Here is a 17,547-nt window from a genome sequence, read left to right on the forward strand (position 1 = left end):
ATGCGCCCCCACCGCATCCGCGTCGACCCCGTACTGGTCCAAGCGGCCATCGCCGCCGCGCTCTCCTTCGCCCACTTGCACGACCTCGCTGCGGCGGCCGGGCAAGACGGTTGGAAGGCGTGGGCCTACCCGGTCAGCGTTGACCTGCTCCTCGTCGCGGCCTGGCGACGGCTGCGCTCCGGTACGGCGAAAGCCGCCGGCTGGTGCTGGTTCGTCGTCGCCCTGGTCGCATCACTGGGCGCGAATGTCGCCACGGCCGGCCTGCTCGACCTCGGGGACGTCCCGGCCTGGCTGCGCATCCTCGTCGCCGGGTGGCCCGCGGTTGCTTTCCTCGGCGGAACGCTCCTCGCGCACGGTGCACCGGCCCCGGACGGCGACGAGGTGCCGGTCCCGGATCAGGACGAGGCGCCGGCCACACCAGTCACGACTACCGCCCCTGCGCTGCCCGCCGCCGACCCACAACCGGCCGCACAGCCCTCCTCCGCCCCTGTCCCGCCCGCGCTTGTCGCCCTCGCTCGCAAGGTCGCCGACGATCACCGGACCCGGACCGGGACTGACATCGACACCCCAACCCTTCGCACCCGCCTCGGCGTCCCGCTGCCGCTCGCCGAAGCCATCGCCGCCCAACTCACCTGATCCCGGAGGACCTTCCATCTTGCGTCCCTCCACGCTCCGCGCGCTCAACCGCGCAGCCGAGCTGACCCGTCAGAACCGCCTCACCGAAGCCATGCTCATCGCCGAACCCGTGATCCTCATCGCCGACGAGTACGAGGGCGCAGAGATCCGGCGGTGGCTGCTCGACCACGTCGCCGACTTCACCGGCGAGAACCACGACGAACCGAAGGAGCTGCCCTGATGCCCGCCAACCGCCGCTTCCGCAACGTCGTCCGCATCGGACCCGTCCAGGTCGGCACCGCCTACGACGGCCGCGGCCGCGAGAAGCACACCGCCGTGTGCACTGCTCCCCGCTGCGACTTCTCCCACGACTTCGACACCCGCGCCGCCGCCGAACTCGCCGCCCGTACCCACCGCTGCCGCGTCCGCTGAGGAGATCCCGTGACCGTCTCGCTCCCACTCGTCTTCGTCCTGGGCGTCATCGCCTGGGCAGCGATCAAGTTCCTGGGAGTCCGCATGTGGGTCGCCGTCGTGATCGCCCTGTTCGGCTTCTGGCTCTCGCACACCTTCCTCGCCCCCGTCATCGAGTCCGGCACCCGCTCCGGGGTCGGGGTCGTCAACGGCGACAACCGCTGAAAGGAGCTCCGCCATGTTCCGCCCCAAGCTGCCCGACGTTCCTGCTCCGCCGTCGACCCTGACTCACCAGCCGCAGCACCACTACCCGGCGCCCACGGCGGGCCGCTCGCTCAGCCCCTACGCGGGCCCGGTGGCCGCTGTCCTGGTCGGCGGTGTCGTCCTCACCGCGCTCCTGGCGGCGGTCGCCATCACGGCCATCTCCGTGGCCATCTCTGCGGTGGTCCTGCGCTCGCTCCTGAACAACGCCAACAGGCACTGACCGGCCGCCGGGGCGGCAAACGCCGCCAAGCATCCCGCCGCCCCGGGGCCGTCCCTCCCAACCGCCGAAACAGCCGAAAGGAAGTCCCATCATTACCCGGCAGACTCCGCCCCCGCTGGCGGAACTCTCCATGCTGGCCTCTCTCGGCACCATGCCCGAGCTGGCCCGCCAACTCTCCGGCCTGGGCGGCTGCACCCACCCCGTCCGCCTCGACGGCCACCGCACCGAATACGCCGTCGACACGACAACCGGCGAGATCGGCCCCACCCTGCACCACCTCGACTCGACCGCCCTCCCGGCCGGCCAACTCCTCGTCCGCTGCAACAACCGCCGCGCGACCCGCTGCCCGGCCTGCGCCGAGACCTACCGCCGCGACACCTACCACCTGATCACCGCCGGACTACGCGGCGGCAAAGGCACCTCGGACCAGGTCGCCACCCACCCGCGCGTCTTCGCCACCTTCACCGCCCCCGGCTTCGGCCCGGTCCACAACCGCCGCACCGACGGACGCCCCTGCCGCTGCGGTGCCCGCCACGACGAGAACGACAGCACGTTAGGCACGCCCCTCGATCCGGACCGGTACGACTACGAAGCGGCCGTGCTCTGGAACGCCCACGCCGGGCACCTCTGGCGGCGTTTCTCGATCTACCTCCGCCGGGAGATCGCCAAGCGCGCCGGCCTCACTCAACGCACCTTCCGCGACCACGCACGCGTCTCCTTCGCGAAGGTCGCCGAGTACCAAAAGCGCGGGGCCGTGCACTTCCACGCGGTCATCCGCATCGACGGCCCGGAAGGCGGCGACACGGCACCGCCTGTCTGGGCGACGGCAGAGCTCCTGACGGACGCCATCCAGGCCGCGGCCGCCGCCACCCGCGTCGACGGCCCGACCATCGACGGACGCGCACACACCTTCGCCTTCGGCCGCCAACTCGACGTCCGCACGATTCGATCCGCCGACTTCGACGACGGCCAGGACCTCACCGAACGAGCCGTCGCCTCGTACATCGCGAAGTACGCCACCAAAGGTGCCGAGACGGCGACCGGCACCCTCGACCGCCCGCTCAAGTTCCTCGCCGAGCTCGCCCAGGCACGCATCTCCGAACACGCCCGACGCATGATCCGCGTTGCCTGGACCCTCGGCGCCCGCCCCGAGCTCGCCGAGCTCCGCCTACGCGCCTGGGCGCACATGCTCGGCTTCCGCGGCCACTTCTCCACCAAGTCCCGGCGCTACTCCACCACCCTCGGCGCCCTGCGTACCGCCCGCGCCGACTGGCGACGTGCACAGGTTGCCGCGGTGGTCGAGACAGGACCGACGGAGACGACCCTCGTCCTCTCGCACTGGGTCTTCGCCGGAGCCGGCCTCTCCCGCGCCGAAGCCTGGCTCGCCGCATCCCTCGTACCCGCCGCCGGAACGGAAGGAGAACCGACATGGACGCCCGTCGCGACGAGCTGATGACCGTTCGCCAGGTCCTGGATGAGCTGGGCGGCGTCTCTCGCCGCACCTTCTACCGCTGGCGGGAGCTGGGATACGGGCCGGCCGCGTTCAAGCTGCCCAACGGAGAGCTCCGGGTATGGCGGAGCGACTTCACCACGTGGCTTCGACAGCTGGAGGCAGCGGCGTGAAGTCCCTTGACGTAAAGGTCTGGGCGGTTCGCAAGCGGGACACCAAAACGCCCTCGTACGGTGTCCGCTGGTCCGTTGCCGGCAATGTGCTCTCGGAGTCATTCCGCACGAAGGCGCTCGCCGACCACTTCCGCACGAAGCTCATGCGAGCGATGCGCGACGGTGAAGAGTTCGACACCGAGTCGGGCCTCCCGGCCTCGATGGAAGAGAAGAAGTCGGCCGTGTCCTGGTACGCCTTCGCCCTCAGATACCTGGCCATGAAGTGGCCCCATGCCGCTCCCAATACGAGGGACGGCATCAATGAATCCCCCACCAGCGTGACGCTGGAGCTCCTCGACGAGCGTGCCGGACGGCCGTCCGATGAAGTGATCCGCAAAGCATTGCGCAGCTGGGCCTTCGTGTTGCCGGGGCCCGACGATCGGGAAGTCCCGGACGACGTGCGGAACGTTCTGCACTGGGTGTCCAAGGCCTCCCGACCGCTCGCCGATCTTGCTGAGCCCGCCACGGCCCGCGCGGTCCTCGACTCGCTGAAGCTCAGGCTCGACGGTACGGCGTCAGCGGCAGAGGCCGTGCGGCGCAAGCGTCGGACGCTCGTCAATGCCGCGAACTACGCGGTCGACCTGGGGGAGCTGCGCGAGAACCCCATCACTGCGGTTCGCTGGCAGAAACCGAAGGTGTCCAATCAGGTGGACCCGCGTGTAGTCGCCAACCCCGAGCAGGCTCGCAACCTCCTGGCGGCCGTCTCCTACGTGGGCGGATACCGACGTGCCCGCGGCCGTCGTCTCGTGGGTCTGTTCGCCGCGATGTACTTCGGTGGCCTCCGTCCGGCTGAAGCGGTCGGCCTCGCGGAGACGGACCTGATCCTCCCCGAACAGGGCTGGGGCTCGGCGGTGCTTCACCGAACGCGCCCGTCGGTCGGCAAGCAGTGGACCGATTCTGGTGAGACCCATGATGACCGCGGGCTGAAGAACCGGCCGACCGAGGACGTCCGGCGGGTACCTATTCCGCCTCACCTCGTCGCCGTGTTCAGTGAGCACCTGGCCACCTTCGGTACGGCGGACGACGGGCGCCTCTTCTTCAGCGAGAAGGGCTCGGTCGTCCCGTCCTCCACCTACTACCGCGTCTGGCAAGAGGCCCGGCTCCTCGCGCTCCCGCCGACCGCCGCCTCCTCGCCGCTCGCGAGTCGGCCGTACGACCTCCGTCACTCCGCACTGTCCACGTGGTTCAACGCCGGCGTCGACCCGACCGAGGTCGCCGAGCGCGCCGGCAACAGCGTCGAGGTGCTGCTGACCCGCTACGCGAAGTGCCTCGACGGACGGCAGGACGTCGCCAACCGACGTATCGAGGACCTTCTGCGCGAGTACGAGTGAGACACCCTGCACCCCACCGAGGCCCCGGGCATCTTGTCCGGGGCCTCTCTCGTTTTGAGCGCTACCTGCTGCGATGCTTCGAGCCGAGAGCGGACGAGGGGGACTCGTGGAGCTGAGGGTGACGCGCTGGAAGCGGTACGGACAGGATCGTCTGTACGCGAACCTGCCGGATGGCACCGCGGTCGGCTGGGCGGACGTCAGGACAGGGCACATTACGGTCCTGGTCGCCGAGTATCGCGACGACGTGATTGCCGTGCTGACACGCCACTTACGGAACGACGCCGAGTCGGTCATGCCGCAGGGGGCATCTGAGGCTGAAGCGCGCCCCATGCTGCCGCCTTTGACGTCGGCCGACGACCTGTCCACCAACCGCCCTGGTGAGTCCCTCCGAGACCTGCTCGACAAATCCGGGGTGGGTCTGATTGAGCGGCTCGTCTCACAGCTCTTGCGTCGTCGCACAGAGTGGGACTCCTGGCGCAAGGGGCTGGCGGGGGAAAGGCGAGTGGGAGCCGAGCTGAACCGTTTGGCGAGTCACGGCTGGCGGGTCCTGCATTCCATCCCCCTGGCCGACAAGGTGGACGTCGATCACTTGCTGGTCGGGCCCGGCGGCGTGTTCAGCATCAACACCAAGCATCACCGCAAAGAGGCTGTATGGGTTGGCGACGATTCCGTGAAGGTCAATCACGGAAAGCCGGCCCCCTACGCGCGCAAGAGCCGGGCTGAAGCGAAGCGAGTAGCTCGAGTGCTTGAGCACTACTGCGGCTTTCCTGTCCCGGTGGAGCCCGTGCTCGTCTTCGTCGGCGTGACCGATCTGAAGGTGGTTGCCACACAGCTCAGCGTGCGCGTGTACCAGGAGCGTCAGGTGGCGGCGCTGGCGCCCCTCTCCGGGGTGCTGACGGCCGAACAGGTCGAGCAGGTGTACAGCGTTGCTCGTCATCGCCAGGCCTGGCGCCAGGTCCCGCCGATGGCGACACCAAAGGTTTGAGCACTTGGGCGTCTCGGAAGCTCCCGAATGATGCTCTGGAGCCTCGTCGTTCACCCGGCCTGTGCATGTTCGGAGGAGAGCAGGCGCTCAAGGCTCCTTCGCTCGTTGTCGAGCACAGCGAGCATCCGCGTGCGTGTGTGCTCGAAGTCGACCTCGACCTCGACGCCGAGGTCATGGCGCAGGGTGACCCGCAGCAGATACACCCCGTCGGACAGGGGGCCGCTGAACCAATCTTTGGCCCGGTTGTACGACCTGTCTGGGGCAGGGCTGCTCGCCAATTGCTTCACCACGGTGTACCCGACTCCGAGTGCCCGATTGAGGGAAGAGGCGATCTCGTTGACGTCCTTCGGTAGAACCATCTGGGCCAAGGAGTATTGCTCTGCCCAGGCTTCCTTCGCGGCATTGAGTACTGCTTGTTCGGCGCTTTCACCGCGCTCGGCCGCTAGGACTGCGTCTCGGGCAGCGACCCGGTAAGCGCGAGCCGTGGTATTCAAACGGGCATAGAGATCCCGCCTGGCTTCCTGCGCTCGGTCGTGGCGGTCCTCTGCCCGTTCACGATCGGCGCGCTGGTTCTGCTCCCGGGTGACGCGCTGGCTGAGCAATGCCCCACCCAGGGTTCCACCCAACGTTCCTCCGACGCCGATGAGCGCAACTGCAAGCGTGGTCGCGTCCACGAGATCCCCCACCTCGTCCGATCATTTGCCCGCCGGCGCCGGTCGCCAGTCTTCCCACCCTCGACGTCATCCACTGCCGGGACGACGATAGCGAGCGGCGCGGCTGCTCGACTTCGATGTGCTGCGCCACCTGCGGGAATGCCCCAAGATCCCGTCCACGCCTCGTCCACAGACGCCAACATACGGCCGCTTCAGGCTGCATCTGCCTGCACATACGCCAAGACCCCGTCCTCAGCGAAAGCGCTGGTGGCGGGGTCTTTGGGCACCTCGTGCAAGGTGCCCCCGGCAGGATTCGAACCTGCGCACACGGCTCCGGAGGGCATGCCAAGAATCATTGGACGATGCCACCTGAGCTGGCGGTTTGTCTAACTGACTGTTGGTAAGTACGCCGGTCTATCGCATACCGTGCGCGCTGGCCACAGATCCGCCCCCTGCCACTCTCCTGGGCCGGCCGAGGGACTCGACGTACGGATCGTGGCATGCGGTACATCTTGGTAGAGCATGCCGGCTCAGTCGGTTTCGTGACCACCTTCAGTCTCCTGCTGGCGGTGTCGGGCGAAGCTGAGAGCTGCCAAGCCTACTGAGCGCCTATTGGCTGGCGTGTCGGGGAGACCTTGCATAATTACTTCAGTTGAGGCGGCATCAATCTCAGTGGCAAGTTTCTCGAACACGTAGGCAAGGCCGAGCATTAGTTCCACGGTTTCAACTTTCAGGCCCATGAGTACTATCCCTCGATACTCACTGCCTGTCCCGCGGCTAACTAGCCGCTCTATGATCTCCAGCAACGGCCACACGTCAGCTTCTGCCTGGCTGCGTAGGAAGGATCGCACTGAGGAGCTGTCGAGCTTAGCCCAATCATAAAGAGTCCAAAACAGGGTGTGATCGACTTCTGACAGTGGGCGTTGCTTGAGACTTTCAAATTTTGCCGAAATTATCTGAATCAGGATATTCTTGAACCGCTCTGCGCTGTGATCTCCCTCCTGGTTCTTTCTGTTGGCCCGAGCCATCATGCGCCCTAGCGAGCTTACCGACATGCAATATCCGCTGTCGGATTTGGTGACTCCTTCGAGGGTGGAAAATAGCTCGCCTGATGCTTCTTTCATGTAAAGTTCGGCCGCCATATCTGCGACAGCCCTCTGATTGAAGGCATTCACGATTCCCGTATCGGGAGTGATGGCGAGATACGTTGCCGCGAGCATCCTGAGGAGGCCCTTGTTTCCGTCGTTGCTGAGATCTCCGAAATGTCGAATTTTCCGGAGTGTCTTCTCTGGTGCACCCTTCAGCGCCGCTTCCAATTGGCGCATCTCCTTGACTTCATGGCCGTCTGAAAGTGCGGTCAGAGCCTTATCGATAATCGAATCGGGGATGTCGTCGGCTGGCACCCCAAAGAAGAAGTATCGGGAGAAGTAGTCGACGTGACCGACTCCCTTTCGCCGGGCGACTTCGTCAAGCCATTCTCTCCCATATTCCATGCCTTGAGTGGCCGATTTTATGGGCAGGAACAATGTGGCAAGCATAGCCAAAACTCCATCTAGGTGAGCTTCGGCTACCTTCCAAGACCTTAGATTTTCTCGCCACCTCTCGAGTGTCTCGGTATGTTCTTCGCCATTTGAAAGTGAGCTCCGATATCTGCCGCGCATGGTCAACTCGTCGGCGTTATCGTAGAGACCTGCATGCACTTCCGGTTCGTAGGTGCGTAGGAATGTCATAGTCAGGAAATCGACGAAGTTTACCTCTCCCGAAACCGTAGCGTAAGTAGCGTCGACTTGCGCAAAGAACCTACGCACGCTCCGGGGAGTGGCCAGGCGGAGTGACAGCGATTCGTGCCAAAGGGCAGCGATTTCGTTCACGGATGACTCTGTCAGTGATATCCCATTATTTGTCAGCACTACATCTAGGCATGCGTCAACCAGTTGGGACCTTTGAGTGAAGCTTAGAATTGGCAGATCGAGGCGGATCTGGATAATCTTCTCAAGATAGGCTCGTGCGCGGTCCGGCCTCTCGTGGGCAAGCTCGGTGCGGCACAGTGCGTCGGTAAGGGTCTTTTCGTCGTATGAGAGTAGGTAGTAAACATTTGGCAACCTGCCAACGAGGCGGATCATTTTGAAAACTTCAAGAAGCTCGTCAGGGGTTAGCCTGTCGAGATCATCCATAACTACAAGTATGGATACCCCGCACTCGCGTAGAGCTTCTTCCGCCCTATCCTTTTTCGCTGAAGCGCTAGTGTCTCCCGCGATTTTTTCGGCGAGCTTCTCCAAAGCGGAACTAGCATCAATTCTGACTAGTCCTCCAATCTTGCCAAGCGGGGCTGCCGTTTGAACCCATTTTCCGAGAGATTCCCTAGCTTCGCTCCAGCGACGTCGTCCCGGTAGGCAAGCCCGGAGTTCTGAGTAAAAGCCAACATACATAGATACTGGGTCGCTATGGATCCATGGGTTAAAATCGGCGATCCGCCATTCTTGATCCTCGTCTTGACCTTCAATGCTGGATTCGTCGATTGAGTCTTTAATCATTTCGAGTACGGATGATTTTCCAGAACCCCATGGTCCAACCAGCGCGATGACGCTGGACTCGGATTGCAGTCGAACTCGATTTATCACTCGAACCGCATGCTCGCTGAATCGCTTCCTTTCCAGTGCGTCGCCGGATGCGTCTACAGGTGCGTCATCAAGGAGGTTCTGGAAGTCCATGCGGCTAGAATAGTTACGCAAGGGCGGCTTTCGTCAGGGTGTCCATAATGTCCGTAATCAAATGCGTTGGCGTATTATTTACCATTCTGGGATTATTGGTGCCGTGGGTGAAGCTCTCGCAACGCGATCACTATCGATCAAGCCGCATGGCAAGCTGGAGTTGGACGCGACGAGAAGACATGAAGGGGGATGAGGCGTGCCGCAGACAAGTCCACGAGGTATCTACCTACAGCTCTCCGAAGCGCTGCGTCAGCAGATTGCGTCCGGGGACGTCGCTGGTGCCCTGCCGTCAGAGGCTGCTCTCATGCGTGAGCATGGGCTTGCCCGTAACACGATCCGCCGTGCCCTCAAGGTTCTGGAAGCCGAGGGCCTAGTCGAGTCCGTTCCTGGCACCGGATGGCGAGTTTCCGGAGGGGGCGATCGTCGAGCGCTGGCGGAACGTATGGCTGATCTGATCGCTGAGGATTCGCTCTTGGTGGGCGATACCTATCCGTCGGAAGCAAAGTTGTGCGAGAGATTTGGAGCATCCCGGACGGCTGTGCGCCGTGTGCTTGCCCAGATGGAGGGAAACGGTCTGCTCGCCACAGTTCATGGCAAGGGCCGAACGGTACGCGCTCTCCCGACGCCCACCGCTCGGCCGTAGTCTTGGCCGCCATGGGACTGACTGAGTGGGCGTACTCGCTCTCTGAATCGCTGCTGGCCGACCCGCTCCCGCGCCGGTGGGCGCACTCTCTGGGGGTCGCCAAGCGCGCTCGCTCCTTGGGTCCGATCATGGGCGACGATGCCGAGTTGCTGGAAGCTGCCGCGGTGCTGCATGACATCGGGTACTCGCCGGCTATCGCCACGACCGGCTTTCATCCCCTGGACGGTGCGCGGTTCCTCCGCGACCAGGAGAAGGCAGACGAGCGGGTCGTTCGTCTCGTGGCACACCACTCCTGCGCCCTATTGGAAGCCGAGGAACGCGGGCTGAGGCAGGAGCTTGAAGGGGAGTTCGAGCTAGAGCGTCCGGACCTGGTCGATGCCTTGCTCTTCTGCGACATGACGACGACGCCCGACGGAACGCAGACCACCTCGACCGAGCGGCTGGACGAGATCGTGCAGCGGTACGGCCCGGACACGATCGTCGGGCGGTTCATCCAGCGCGCGGCACCCGAGATCCATGCGGCGGCGAAGCGTGTTGAGAGCCGGCTGGCGCAGGTCTCCGCCGACAGTCAGCCGATGTAGGGCTCTCGCCGCGAGTCGTCGAGACCGTGGCGGATGCGCAGCATCATCGACGGGTGGATGTCCAGCCCGTCAAGGTCCGTTGGGTCAACCCAGCGGACCTCTTTTGATTCACTGCTTGTACGCAGCGAGCCCCCGACAGGGTGGGCTCGGAAGCAGATGGAGAACTGTTGCCGGACCTCTCCGTCGTCGTACGCCAGCACGTGTTCAGGGTCGGTGTAGAGGCCGACGATGTTGTCTACCTCGACGTCAATGCCGGTCTCTTCCGCGACCTCACGAACGGCGGTGTCAGCGATGCGTTCGCCGATGTCGTGGCCGCCACCAGGCAGCGCCCACAGGTCGTTGTCGGTCTTGTGGATGAGCAGCAACCGCCCAGTGTTGTCGCGGACGAACGCGGTGACCGAGGGCACCACCGAGTTGGCCTGAGGGGCGTTCGGGTCGCGGAAGTAGTCGATGCGGCTCATCAGGCAGTGCCTTCCCAATCGGCAGGTGAAGAGATCGGGCGGGCCGATTGCCAGACCTTCTCGACGCTCTCAGCGTAGGCGTCGAAGAGTTCACCGCCGGGCACGCGTTGCAGGTGCAGCACGGGAGCCATGTAGGCACCGACGCCGTAGAGGTGCCCGTTGGCCAGCATCTCGTCATCGGCCCGGTAGATGGAGTTGTAGAGGGTCGTACTGTGCAACCGGAACTCCACGCCGGGGAGACCGAAGAGTGGGCCGTAGTTGATGAGGGCGTTCCGGATCTTGCCTGCCATCGCCCCGCCGATACCTTCGTCCTCGCCCCGCATCGCCACGGCCGGCGACGTGGGCTCTCCCAGGATGAAGCGGATGGGCACTCCGTCGGCTGACTTCTCCTTCACGATCCGGTGGAACGACGCGTCTTCTGTGAGCCAGAACCCGGAGTACACCAACAGGTCAAACTGACGGGTCGCCTTGGAGTACAGGTTCGTCCACAGGTTTTGCATCACGACGGACCGGTGTGGATAGAGCCTGACCAACTCCGCGTTGCCGGCGGCCGCAACCTCAGCTGACGTGCGCTCGTCCGGCCACAGGTACGACACCTCGCACCTCAGCAGCGATGCTGTTGCGAACTGGAAGCGGCGGTACGGCTTGCGCTCAGGTTCGTTGATCCATCGCTCGACCGTCTTGGCCGCGACCCCGAGTCGTTCGGCGACCTCATCGAGCGTCAGTCCCAAGTCCACTATCGCTCCGCGCAGTCGCTCGTTCGCCATGCCAACCTCCGACTTCTTGGGACGACTTGGTTCGACTTCACGGTAGCTAAGAACGACCTGAGCCGCGCAACCGCGGAGTCGAACGTCGTCGCAGCCGACGCCAGTCTGTAGGTACATCGAGCGCGAGGGTCTCGCAGACCTCCATCCGCCGAAGGGCTTGACGGAGCGAACCTCCCTCTGCAAGATGAGGGACACGTAATACATGTTCCTGTCGTTCGGATCGCGTCAGCGACCCGAACGAGCGCACGACCAGGAGCCCCGCATTGGACGGGGGGAGGCGACCCGGCGCCTTGGCATTAACCGGAGGGCTTGAGACCGAGAGGTCTCATCTCCATACGCCTGAAACGGGAGCCCGAGCTCCCGAAGGAGACAACGCACCACTGCACCTGACCGCCATACCTCGTATGGCGGTCACCTGCCTTCCCGGGGCGGTCACCTCTCGCCAAAGACCGTGACCGCCCCGGCACTTCACATCACATGTCCCTCGACTTCCTGGAGTTCGCCATGACCGAACGCACGATCCCCGTGGACGCCTTCGGCCCGATCGCCCTGGACCTGACGATGAAGGCGGGCACTATCCGCGTCGTCGTTGACCCCGCGCTGAAGCAGGCGCACGTGGTACTGAAGACCGAGGCCACCTCGGGGCCGTCGGCCGACGCGATCCGCGACACCGCGGTCAGTCTCCGGGGGCAGAACCTCAAGGTTCGCGTCCCGGACGTGGCCGGCGGCATGGGCGGTAGCACCACGATCAGCGTGGGCGGCAACACCACGACGTTCTCTGGCGGCAGCGGCGTGCAGATCGTCAACGGCAACGTGCACGTCACAGGCCACGGTGGCGGCAAGGTCTTCATCAACGGCCGCGAGGTCACCGCCACCGGTCCGGCCGGCGATGCGGTCACGCCGATCACCGCCGTCGTCCACCTGCCCGCCCGGTCCGAGACGCTGATCAGCACGCACACCGCCGACACCGTCATCAAGGGTGAGTTGGCGCGACTGGAGTACGACGGCACCTCTGGCAGCCTGACTGCTGAGCGCGTCGGCGACCTGGACGCGACGGTCACCAGCGGAAGCGTCATCGTCGGCGACGTGACCGGCGCGCTGGATGTGAACCTCACGTCCGGCAACCTCGGCATCGGCGCCTACAGCGGCAGGGACGCCCGGCTGAACCTCACCTCCGGAAACGTACGGATCGCCGCGACCCCGCAGGCCACCGGCCGCCTCGTGGTGAGCGCCACCTCGGGGTGCGCCCGCATCACGGGTGCCTCGCACCTGAACATCCGCCGCCGGGTGACCAGCGGCTACGTGCAGATCAGCTAACCCCGTCTTGCCGCCAGCACTATCTCGGCCGCGTCTGCGGTGCGGGCCTTGCCTTTCCGGGGTGGTCGCCTCTCGCCAAAGACCGCGACCGCCCCGGCATCCCTTCGATGCCTGGAGAACTTCCATGCGTACGTACATCGGCCACCAACAGGCCATCTCTGCTGCCGACTTCGCGGAACTCGCGCTCGGTACCCCGATTGAGCTGTGGCTCGGGGTCGAGGGAGAGACGGACGAAGAGCGCGCCGCCCGCGAGGACGCGGCGCGCGACATCCTCGCCGACAACCCGAACTTTCCCGACGACCTGGTCCGCATCGCCGCGCAGGTCATCGAGGAGAACCCGGACCTGTTCGATGTCGTCCCTCTGGCCCGCCCCGCCCGTCGGCGCACGGCACGTAAGGGGGCTGCGGCATGAGTGAGCTGCTGTTTGCCGCTGCGGCCGGACTGCCGATGGCGGCCGGATGGTCGCTGCACGCGCTGCGCCTGCGCCGTCGTATCGAGACCGCCCGTCGTGACCCGCTCACCGGTCTGTTCACCCGCGACGCGTTCGCGGAGCGCGCCATGAAGGTGTTGGCGGGCGGTCCCAGCGCGGTCTACGTCGTTGACCTCGACAGGTTCAAGGAGATCAACGACACCTACGGGCACGCTGCCGGAGACGCGGTTATCGCGGCCACCGGCCGGCGGCTCGCGGAATGGGCCGACATCAACGCGGGCACCGTGGTGCGCCTGGGAGGTGACGAGTTCGCCGCGGTCGCTCGCGTCTTCAGTCACGCTGATCTGTCGTGGACATTGGGCGAGTTGACCCGCGCCATCGAGCAGCCGGTCACGGTCGACGGCCGCCCGCTCACGGTGGGAGCCTCCGTTGGCGCGGTCGCCTACGCCCCCCGCGCTGACGACGTGGCCCTGTCCACGCTGCTGCGCCTGGCCGATGAGCAGATGTACGCGGCCAAGCGCTCCGGTGCCGACTGGCTGACCGCCCTGGACCTCACTCCGCAGGCAGGGACGGTCAACAACCGCCGCGTCGGTCGCCCCGGTACGGCCGGCGGAACGGAGGCAGCGGCATGACCGCCGCCCCCGAGACACCCGCGTCCGGAGTGCCGCCACTGACCCGCCCGGAACTGGGACTCGCCGGAATCGGCGCGCTCGCCGCCGCCGCGGTCGGCGCGCTGGGACTGATCTCCTCCTTCGACGCGGTCTCCGCTGCCGCGGCAAGTTGGGGCTTTGCCTCGCCGTGGATGCTGCCGGTCGGCATCGACGTGGCCATCCCGGTGTTCACCGTCGCCAACCTGCTCCTGATCCGCATGGATATGCCGCTCGCGTGGGTGCGGTTCGTGCCCTGGGCACTCACGCTGATCACGTGCGGTTTGAACATCGCGGCCGGACACTCCCTGTCGGCCAAGGTCGCGCACGGCACCATGCCGCAGCTGTGGGTGGTCTTTTCAGAGATCGGCGCGCACATCTACGCCGTGCGGATCGGAGCGGCCACCGGCCGCCCTATGGAGAAGATCCGGTTCTCCCGCTGGCTGCTCGCGTTCCCCTCCACCTTCGCGCTCTGGCGCCGGATGACGCTGTGGGAGGTCACCTCCTACAGCGAGGCACTGGCGCGGGAGAAGGAGCGGCAGTTGGCTCGCGCGGATCTGCGCGAGCAGTACGGTCGCAAGTGGCGGTCCAAGACCCCGCGCCGCGAACGCGTGATGCTGCGCATGGGCGACCTCACCCCCGCCATCGAAGAGACCACCCCCGCGCCGTCCCCGGTGGCCACGCCGGCGCCCCCGGCCGATGCTAAGCCGCGTCCGCGCCGCCGGACTCCCGTCAAGGGAAAGGCCAAGTCACAGCGCACCTTCGAGGAGCTGCTGACCGAGGCACGCGCGATCACCGCACAGTGGCCCGACACGGAGTTGACCGCGGAACGCATCCGCACCGAAGTGCACTGCTCGGCAACCAACGCCCGCACATTGCGCGACGCGTTGAAGTCCGAGCGCGATGAGGGCCGCCCGCTGCACTCCGTCAACGACACGGAGGGCGAGGAGTCCGCGGCGGAGGCCGCCTGATGCCCGCGGCATTCGGCAAGTGCTACGACCCCTCCGGCAGCCAGTACGGCATCCCCACTTACCCGTGGCGCTACGCCCCCGACGGGCTCGCCACGCGTCGCCAACTGCGCGCCCGTGGCTTACGTCCGGGCGGTCAGCCGATCGCGGCGCAGGTGCTGCGCCCGCGCTACCGGCGCGGCCCACTGGTCGCCTACCTCTACCGCGTCGACCGAGCCAAGCCCGTGCGGCCGATGACGCCCGGCAAGCGGGCCGCGCTCGCCAAGGCGATGCGCGCCCGCCGCACCTGCCCGCAGTGCCGCACGGATGCGGGATACGTCATCCCCACCTCACTTGGCACGTGCGTGCCCTGCGCCTATCCCGAGGAACAGCGCGCTGCGTGACCTACCAGATGTCCACGAATTCCCAGACAGCGTCCAGGATTCGGTTCCTGCGGCGGTGTGCCTTGCTGCAAAAACGCCGCCTTCGCCAGCGGCTTTCTGGCTGCTGCACCGGCTTGCCGCACCACTCGCACTGCCGTGTCCTGGCCTCAGATTTTCGCATGCCACCCCCCGTAGCACTGCCTGCGGGGTCCGTCCACCCACCTCCTACAGCGACGGCCGGACCCCGCCCTGCCTCCCATTGGAAGGAACCTTCAGTGAAGCACCCCGACGACGAAAACGAACTCTTCCACCGACTCGAAGCCGACATGGCCGCCGACTCCGGGGGCGAGGTAGTCGACCTCGACAAGGCACGGTCGGCCCGGACTGAGTCGGCCGACCCGACCACCCGACGGGACGCCGACCCGTCGGCCGACCCCGACCCGAGTCGGTCGGGTATCGAGTCGGGCGACCCGACCGCCCGCGTGATGGTCGACCTTCCGACCGCCAAGGCGACCGGTCCGGGCTACCTCGGTCGGCTGCTCGCCGCACAGCGCCGTCCGGTCGTTCCCTTGTGGCTGAAGTCCGTGGCGGAACTGAAGACCGCCACCGCGTGGGTGGCACGCCACTACGCCCACTCGGCCGGCTATCACGCGCTGCGCTCTCCGGTCTACGCCGCACGGCTCACGCTTCAGGCGCCGTCCGGTGCCGCGAAGTTCGTGGGCGCCACCATGCGGTGGGTGGCCGACCGCGAGGGCGAGCCGGTCCGACTCGCCGCGGTCCGGCGCGAGGACGCTGCCGAGTACCTGAAGTTGTCGCGGCAGCGTGACGGACGGGTCCGACTCCGGACGCTGGTCGCCGTGCTCGCGATGTTCATCGGGCTCGGCTCCGCGCTCGCCATCTACGTGCTGGCCCCCGGCTGGCTTCAGGCCCTGTCGGTCGGTGCGGTCGTGATGGCGCTCGGGGCCGCCGGCCGCAAGGCGGACGACCCGGTCATCCACCGCGCGGTGGAGCTCCCCAAGGCCGTCAAGCTCACGAGTGACATCGTGCTGCGCGCGCTCGGCTCGCTCGGCATCCCCGCCATCAACCAGGCACAGGGCAAGGGCCGCGACGGGTTCGAGTTCACCGACCCCATCACCCGCGACGGTCCCGGATGGCGTGCGGAGGGAAACCTCCCCTACGGCGTCACGGTCACGGACGTCATCGAGCGGCGCGACCGGCTCGCCTCCGGTCTGCGCCGGCCGCTGGGCTGCGTATGGCCCGAGGCAGTGCCGAGCGAGCACACCGGGCACCTGGTGTTGTGGGTCGGCGATCAGGACATGTCGACCTCCCGCAAGCCCAAGTGGCCGTTGCTGACCAGTGGTTCGGTCAACCTGTTCAAGCCCGTCGCCTACGGCACCGACCAGCGCGGACGCTGGGTTGAAGTCACCCTGATGTACATCGCGGGCATCATCGGCGCCATTCCGCGCATGGGCAAGACTTTCCTGCTCCGCCTGCTCCTGCTCATCGCCGCGCTGGACCCGCGGGCGGAACTGCACACCTACGACATGAAGGGCACCGGCGACCTGGACCCGGTCGGCAACGCCGTCTCGCACCGGCACGCCGCGGGCGACGATGACGACGCCATCGAGTACGCGCTCAACGACTTCCGGGCGCTGCGCGAGGAACTGCGCCGGCGTACCAAGGTGATCCGCTCGCTTCCGCGGGACATCTGCCCGGAGTCGAAGGTGACCAGCGAACTCGCCGACAAGCGCTCCCTTGGCCTTCACCCCATCGTGATCGGGGTGGACGAGTGCCAGGTGCTGTTCGAGCACCCCAAGCACAAGGACGAGTTCGAGGAGATCGCAACTGACCTGGTCAAGCGCGGTCCGGCCACCGGCATCGTGCTCTTGCTCGCCACTCAGCGCCCCGACGCCAAGGCGCTGCCCACCGGGATTTCCGCGAACGCGTCGGCCCGCTGGTGCCTGAAGGTCATGGGCCAGCTGGAGAACGACATGGTCCTCGGTACGTCCGCCTACAAGCGGGGCGTGCGGGCGACCATGTTCAGCTGGGGTGACAAGGGCATTCACTACTTCATCGGTGAAGGCTCCGATGCCCGGATCGTCGGCTCGGTCTACGTCGACGGACCCGGTGCCGATAGCATCGCCGCCCGTGCACGCACGGCGCGCGAGAAGGCCGGACTGCTGTCCGGGCACGCGCTCGGGGAAGAGCCGGAGACCGTGGCGAGCGCGTACGACCTGCTCGCCGACATCCTCGCCGTGATCCCCGTCAAGGAGACCAAGGTGTGGTCCGAGACCGTCGTCGCACGGCTCGCCGAACTGCGCCCCGAGGTCTACGGCGGATGGGAGCCCGAGACCCTCGCCGCAGCGCTGAAGCCGCGGGGTCTGTCCACGATCCAGGTGGGCCGCCGGGTGGACGGCAAGGTCGTCAACCGGCGCGGTGTCGACCGCTCCCACATCACCGCAGCGATTGCGGAGCGTAACGGAAAGCGGGACGCGGGCTGACCGCTGCGGGCCGCTAGC

Annotated in this window: 21 protein-coding genes; 17 read left to right on the top strand and 4 right to left on the bottom strand. The window is 66.2% G+C overall.

Annotated elements, in window-relative coordinates; translation table 11 throughout:
• From ACGFWE_RS20475 to ACGFWE_RS20515, 9 genes are all read left to right on the top strand, one after another.
• Positions 1-636, top strand: coding sequence for a DUF2637 domain-containing protein (locus tag ACGFWE_RS20475; protein WP_393600660.1), 636 nt, complete (start codon positions 1-3; stop codon positions 634-636).
• A 19-nt stretch (positions 637-655) separates the two neighbouring features.
• The gene (locus tag ACGFWE_RS20480; RefSeq protein ID WP_189919716.1) at positions 656-856 is read left to right on the top strand and encodes a hypothetical protein; all 201 of its coding nucleotides are present in this window, start codon (positions 656-658) and stop codon (positions 854-856) included.
• Entirely contained in the window at positions 856-1,047 is a 192-nt protein-coding gene (locus ACGFWE_RS20485) for a mobile element transfer protein (protein WP_267018412.1), read from the top strand. Before ACGFWE_RS20480 ends, ACGFWE_RS20485 begins: the two co-directional genes overlap by 1 nt.
• Before the next feature lie 9 nt (positions 1,048-1,056).
• Positions 1,057-1,251, top strand: a complete 195-nt coding sequence (locus ACGFWE_RS20490) for a hypothetical protein (RefSeq protein WP_057603440.1) — start codon at positions 1,057-1,059, stop codon at positions 1,249-1,251.
• A gap of 13 nt (positions 1,252-1,264) precedes the next feature.
• Positions 1,265-1,510, top strand: a complete 246-nt coding sequence (locus ACGFWE_RS20495) for a SpdD protein (protein WP_392662671.1) — start codon at positions 1,265-1,267, stop codon at positions 1,508-1,510.
• Positions 1,511-1,640: 130 nt separating this feature from the next.
• Positions 1,641-2,963, top strand: a complete 1,323-nt coding sequence (locus tag ACGFWE_RS20500; RefSeq protein ID WP_393600663.1) for a replication initiator — start codon at positions 1,641-1,643, stop codon at positions 2,961-2,963.
• Complete coding sequence (locus tag ACGFWE_RS20505; protein ID WP_132888890.1) at positions 2,939-3,133, top strand: AlpA family transcriptional regulator; 195 nt, start codon at positions 2,939-2,941, stop codon at positions 3,131-3,133. Before ACGFWE_RS20500 ends, ACGFWE_RS20505 begins: the two co-directional genes overlap by 25 nt.
• On the top strand, positions 3,130-4,503 hold the full coding sequence (locus ACGFWE_RS20510) for a tyrosine-type recombinase/integrase (RefSeq protein ID WP_393600665.1): 1,374 nt from the start codon (positions 3,130-3,132) through the stop codon (positions 4,501-4,503). Before ACGFWE_RS20505 ends, ACGFWE_RS20510 begins: the two co-directional genes overlap by 4 nt.
• Positions 4,504-4,576: 73 nt before the next feature.
• Positions 4,577-5,488: a nuclease-related domain-containing protein gene (locus ACGFWE_RS20515; RefSeq protein WP_393600667.1), complete on the top strand. Its 912-nt coding sequence runs from the start codon at positions 4,577-4,579 to the stop codon at positions 5,486-5,488.
• Between the two features lie 50 nt (positions 5,489-5,538).
• Here ACGFWE_RS20515 and ACGFWE_RS20520 read toward each other — a convergent pair whose 3' ends face one another.
• Together ACGFWE_RS20520 and ACGFWE_RS20525 are read right to left on the bottom strand one after the other, a co-directional pair.
• Positions 5,539-6,162: a hypothetical protein gene (locus tag ACGFWE_RS20520; protein WP_393600669.1), complete on the bottom strand. Its 624-nt coding sequence runs from the start codon at positions 6,160-6,162 to the stop codon at positions 5,539-5,541.
• A gap of 509 nt (positions 6,163-6,671) precedes the next feature.
• A complete protein-coding gene (locus ACGFWE_RS20525) occupies positions 6,672-8,852 on the bottom strand; it encodes a P-loop NTPase fold protein (RefSeq protein WP_393600671.1) in 2,181 nt (726 codons plus the stop codon).
• A gap of 196 nt (positions 8,853-9,048) precedes the next feature.
• Here ACGFWE_RS20525 and ACGFWE_RS20530 point away from each other — a divergent pair, with 196 nt between their 5' ends.
• Positions 9,049-9,495: a GntR family transcriptional regulator gene (locus ACGFWE_RS20530; RefSeq protein WP_393600675.1), complete on the top strand. Its 447-nt coding sequence runs from the start codon at positions 9,049-9,051 to the stop codon at positions 9,493-9,495.
• Positions 9,496-9,506: 11 nt separating this feature from the next.
• Positions 9,507-10,076 (top strand): HD domain-containing protein, encoded by a 570-nt coding sequence (locus ACGFWE_RS20535; RefSeq protein WP_393600677.1) that lies wholly within the window; start codon positions 9,507-9,509, stop codon positions 10,074-10,076.
• On the opposite strand, the gene ACGFWE_RS20540 is transcribed toward ACGFWE_RS20535, so the two are convergent.
• Positions 10,064-10,537: an NUDIX domain-containing protein gene (locus ACGFWE_RS20540; RefSeq protein WP_393600679.1), complete on the bottom strand. Its 474-nt coding sequence runs from the start codon at positions 10,535-10,537 to the stop codon at positions 10,064-10,066. The genes ACGFWE_RS20535 and ACGFWE_RS20540 overlap by 13 nt on opposite strands.
• Positions 10,537-11,304: a helix-turn-helix transcriptional regulator gene (locus tag ACGFWE_RS20545; RefSeq protein ID WP_280911347.1), complete on the bottom strand. Its 768-nt coding sequence runs from the start codon at positions 11,302-11,304 to the stop codon at positions 10,537-10,539. The genes ACGFWE_RS20540 and ACGFWE_RS20545 overlap by 1 nt, the downstream gene beginning before the upstream one ends.
• A gap of 477 nt (positions 11,305-11,781) precedes the next feature.
• On the opposite strand from ACGFWE_RS20545, the gene ACGFWE_RS20550 reads away from it, so the two are divergent.
• The 6 genes from ACGFWE_RS20550 to ACGFWE_RS20575 all read left to right on the top strand — a co-directional run bounded on the left by ACGFWE_RS20550 (position 11,782) and on the right by ACGFWE_RS20575 (position 17,529).
• Positions 11,782-12,621: a DUF4097 family beta strand repeat-containing protein gene (locus ACGFWE_RS20550; RefSeq protein WP_393600681.1), complete on the top strand. Its 840-nt coding sequence runs from the start codon at positions 11,782-11,784 to the stop codon at positions 12,619-12,621.
• Positions 12,622-12,745: 124 nt separating this feature from the next.
• Positions 12,746-13,033: a hypothetical protein gene (locus tag ACGFWE_RS20555; protein WP_393600683.1), complete on the top strand. Its 288-nt coding sequence runs from the start codon at positions 12,746-12,748 to the stop codon at positions 13,031-13,033.
• Positions 13,030-13,683 carry a GGDEF domain-containing protein gene (locus tag ACGFWE_RS20560; protein ID WP_393600685.1) on the top strand — a complete coding sequence of 218 codons (654 nt, stop codon included), beginning with the start codon at positions 13,030-13,032 and terminating at the stop codon, positions 13,681-13,683. The genes ACGFWE_RS20555 and ACGFWE_RS20560 overlap by 4 nt, the downstream gene beginning before the upstream one ends.
• Positions 13,680-14,669 carry a DUF2637 domain-containing protein gene (locus ACGFWE_RS20565; protein WP_393600687.1) on the top strand — a complete coding sequence of 330 codons (990 nt, stop codon included), beginning with the start codon at positions 13,680-13,682 and terminating at the stop codon, positions 14,667-14,669. Before ACGFWE_RS20560 ends, ACGFWE_RS20565 begins: the two co-directional genes overlap by 4 nt.
• A complete protein-coding gene (locus ACGFWE_RS20570; RefSeq protein ID WP_393600689.1) occupies positions 14,669-15,049 on the top strand; it encodes an RRQRL motif-containing zinc-binding protein in 381 nt (126 codons plus the stop codon). The genes ACGFWE_RS20565 and ACGFWE_RS20570 overlap by 1 nt, the downstream gene beginning before the upstream one ends.
• Positions 15,050-15,303: 254 nt before the next feature.
• The gene (locus ACGFWE_RS20575) at positions 15,304-17,529 is read left to right on the top strand and encodes a cell division protein FtsK (RefSeq protein WP_393600691.1); all 2,226 of its coding nucleotides are present in this window, start codon (positions 15,304-15,306) and stop codon (positions 17,527-17,529) included.
• Positions 17,530-17,547 lie beyond the last annotated feature (18 nt).

Source organism: Streptomyces sp. NPDC048523 (assembly GCF_043199815.1).
In the GTDB taxonomy this organism is placed as follows: Bacteria; Actinomycetota; Actinomycetes; order Streptomycetales; family Streptomycetaceae; genus Streptomyces.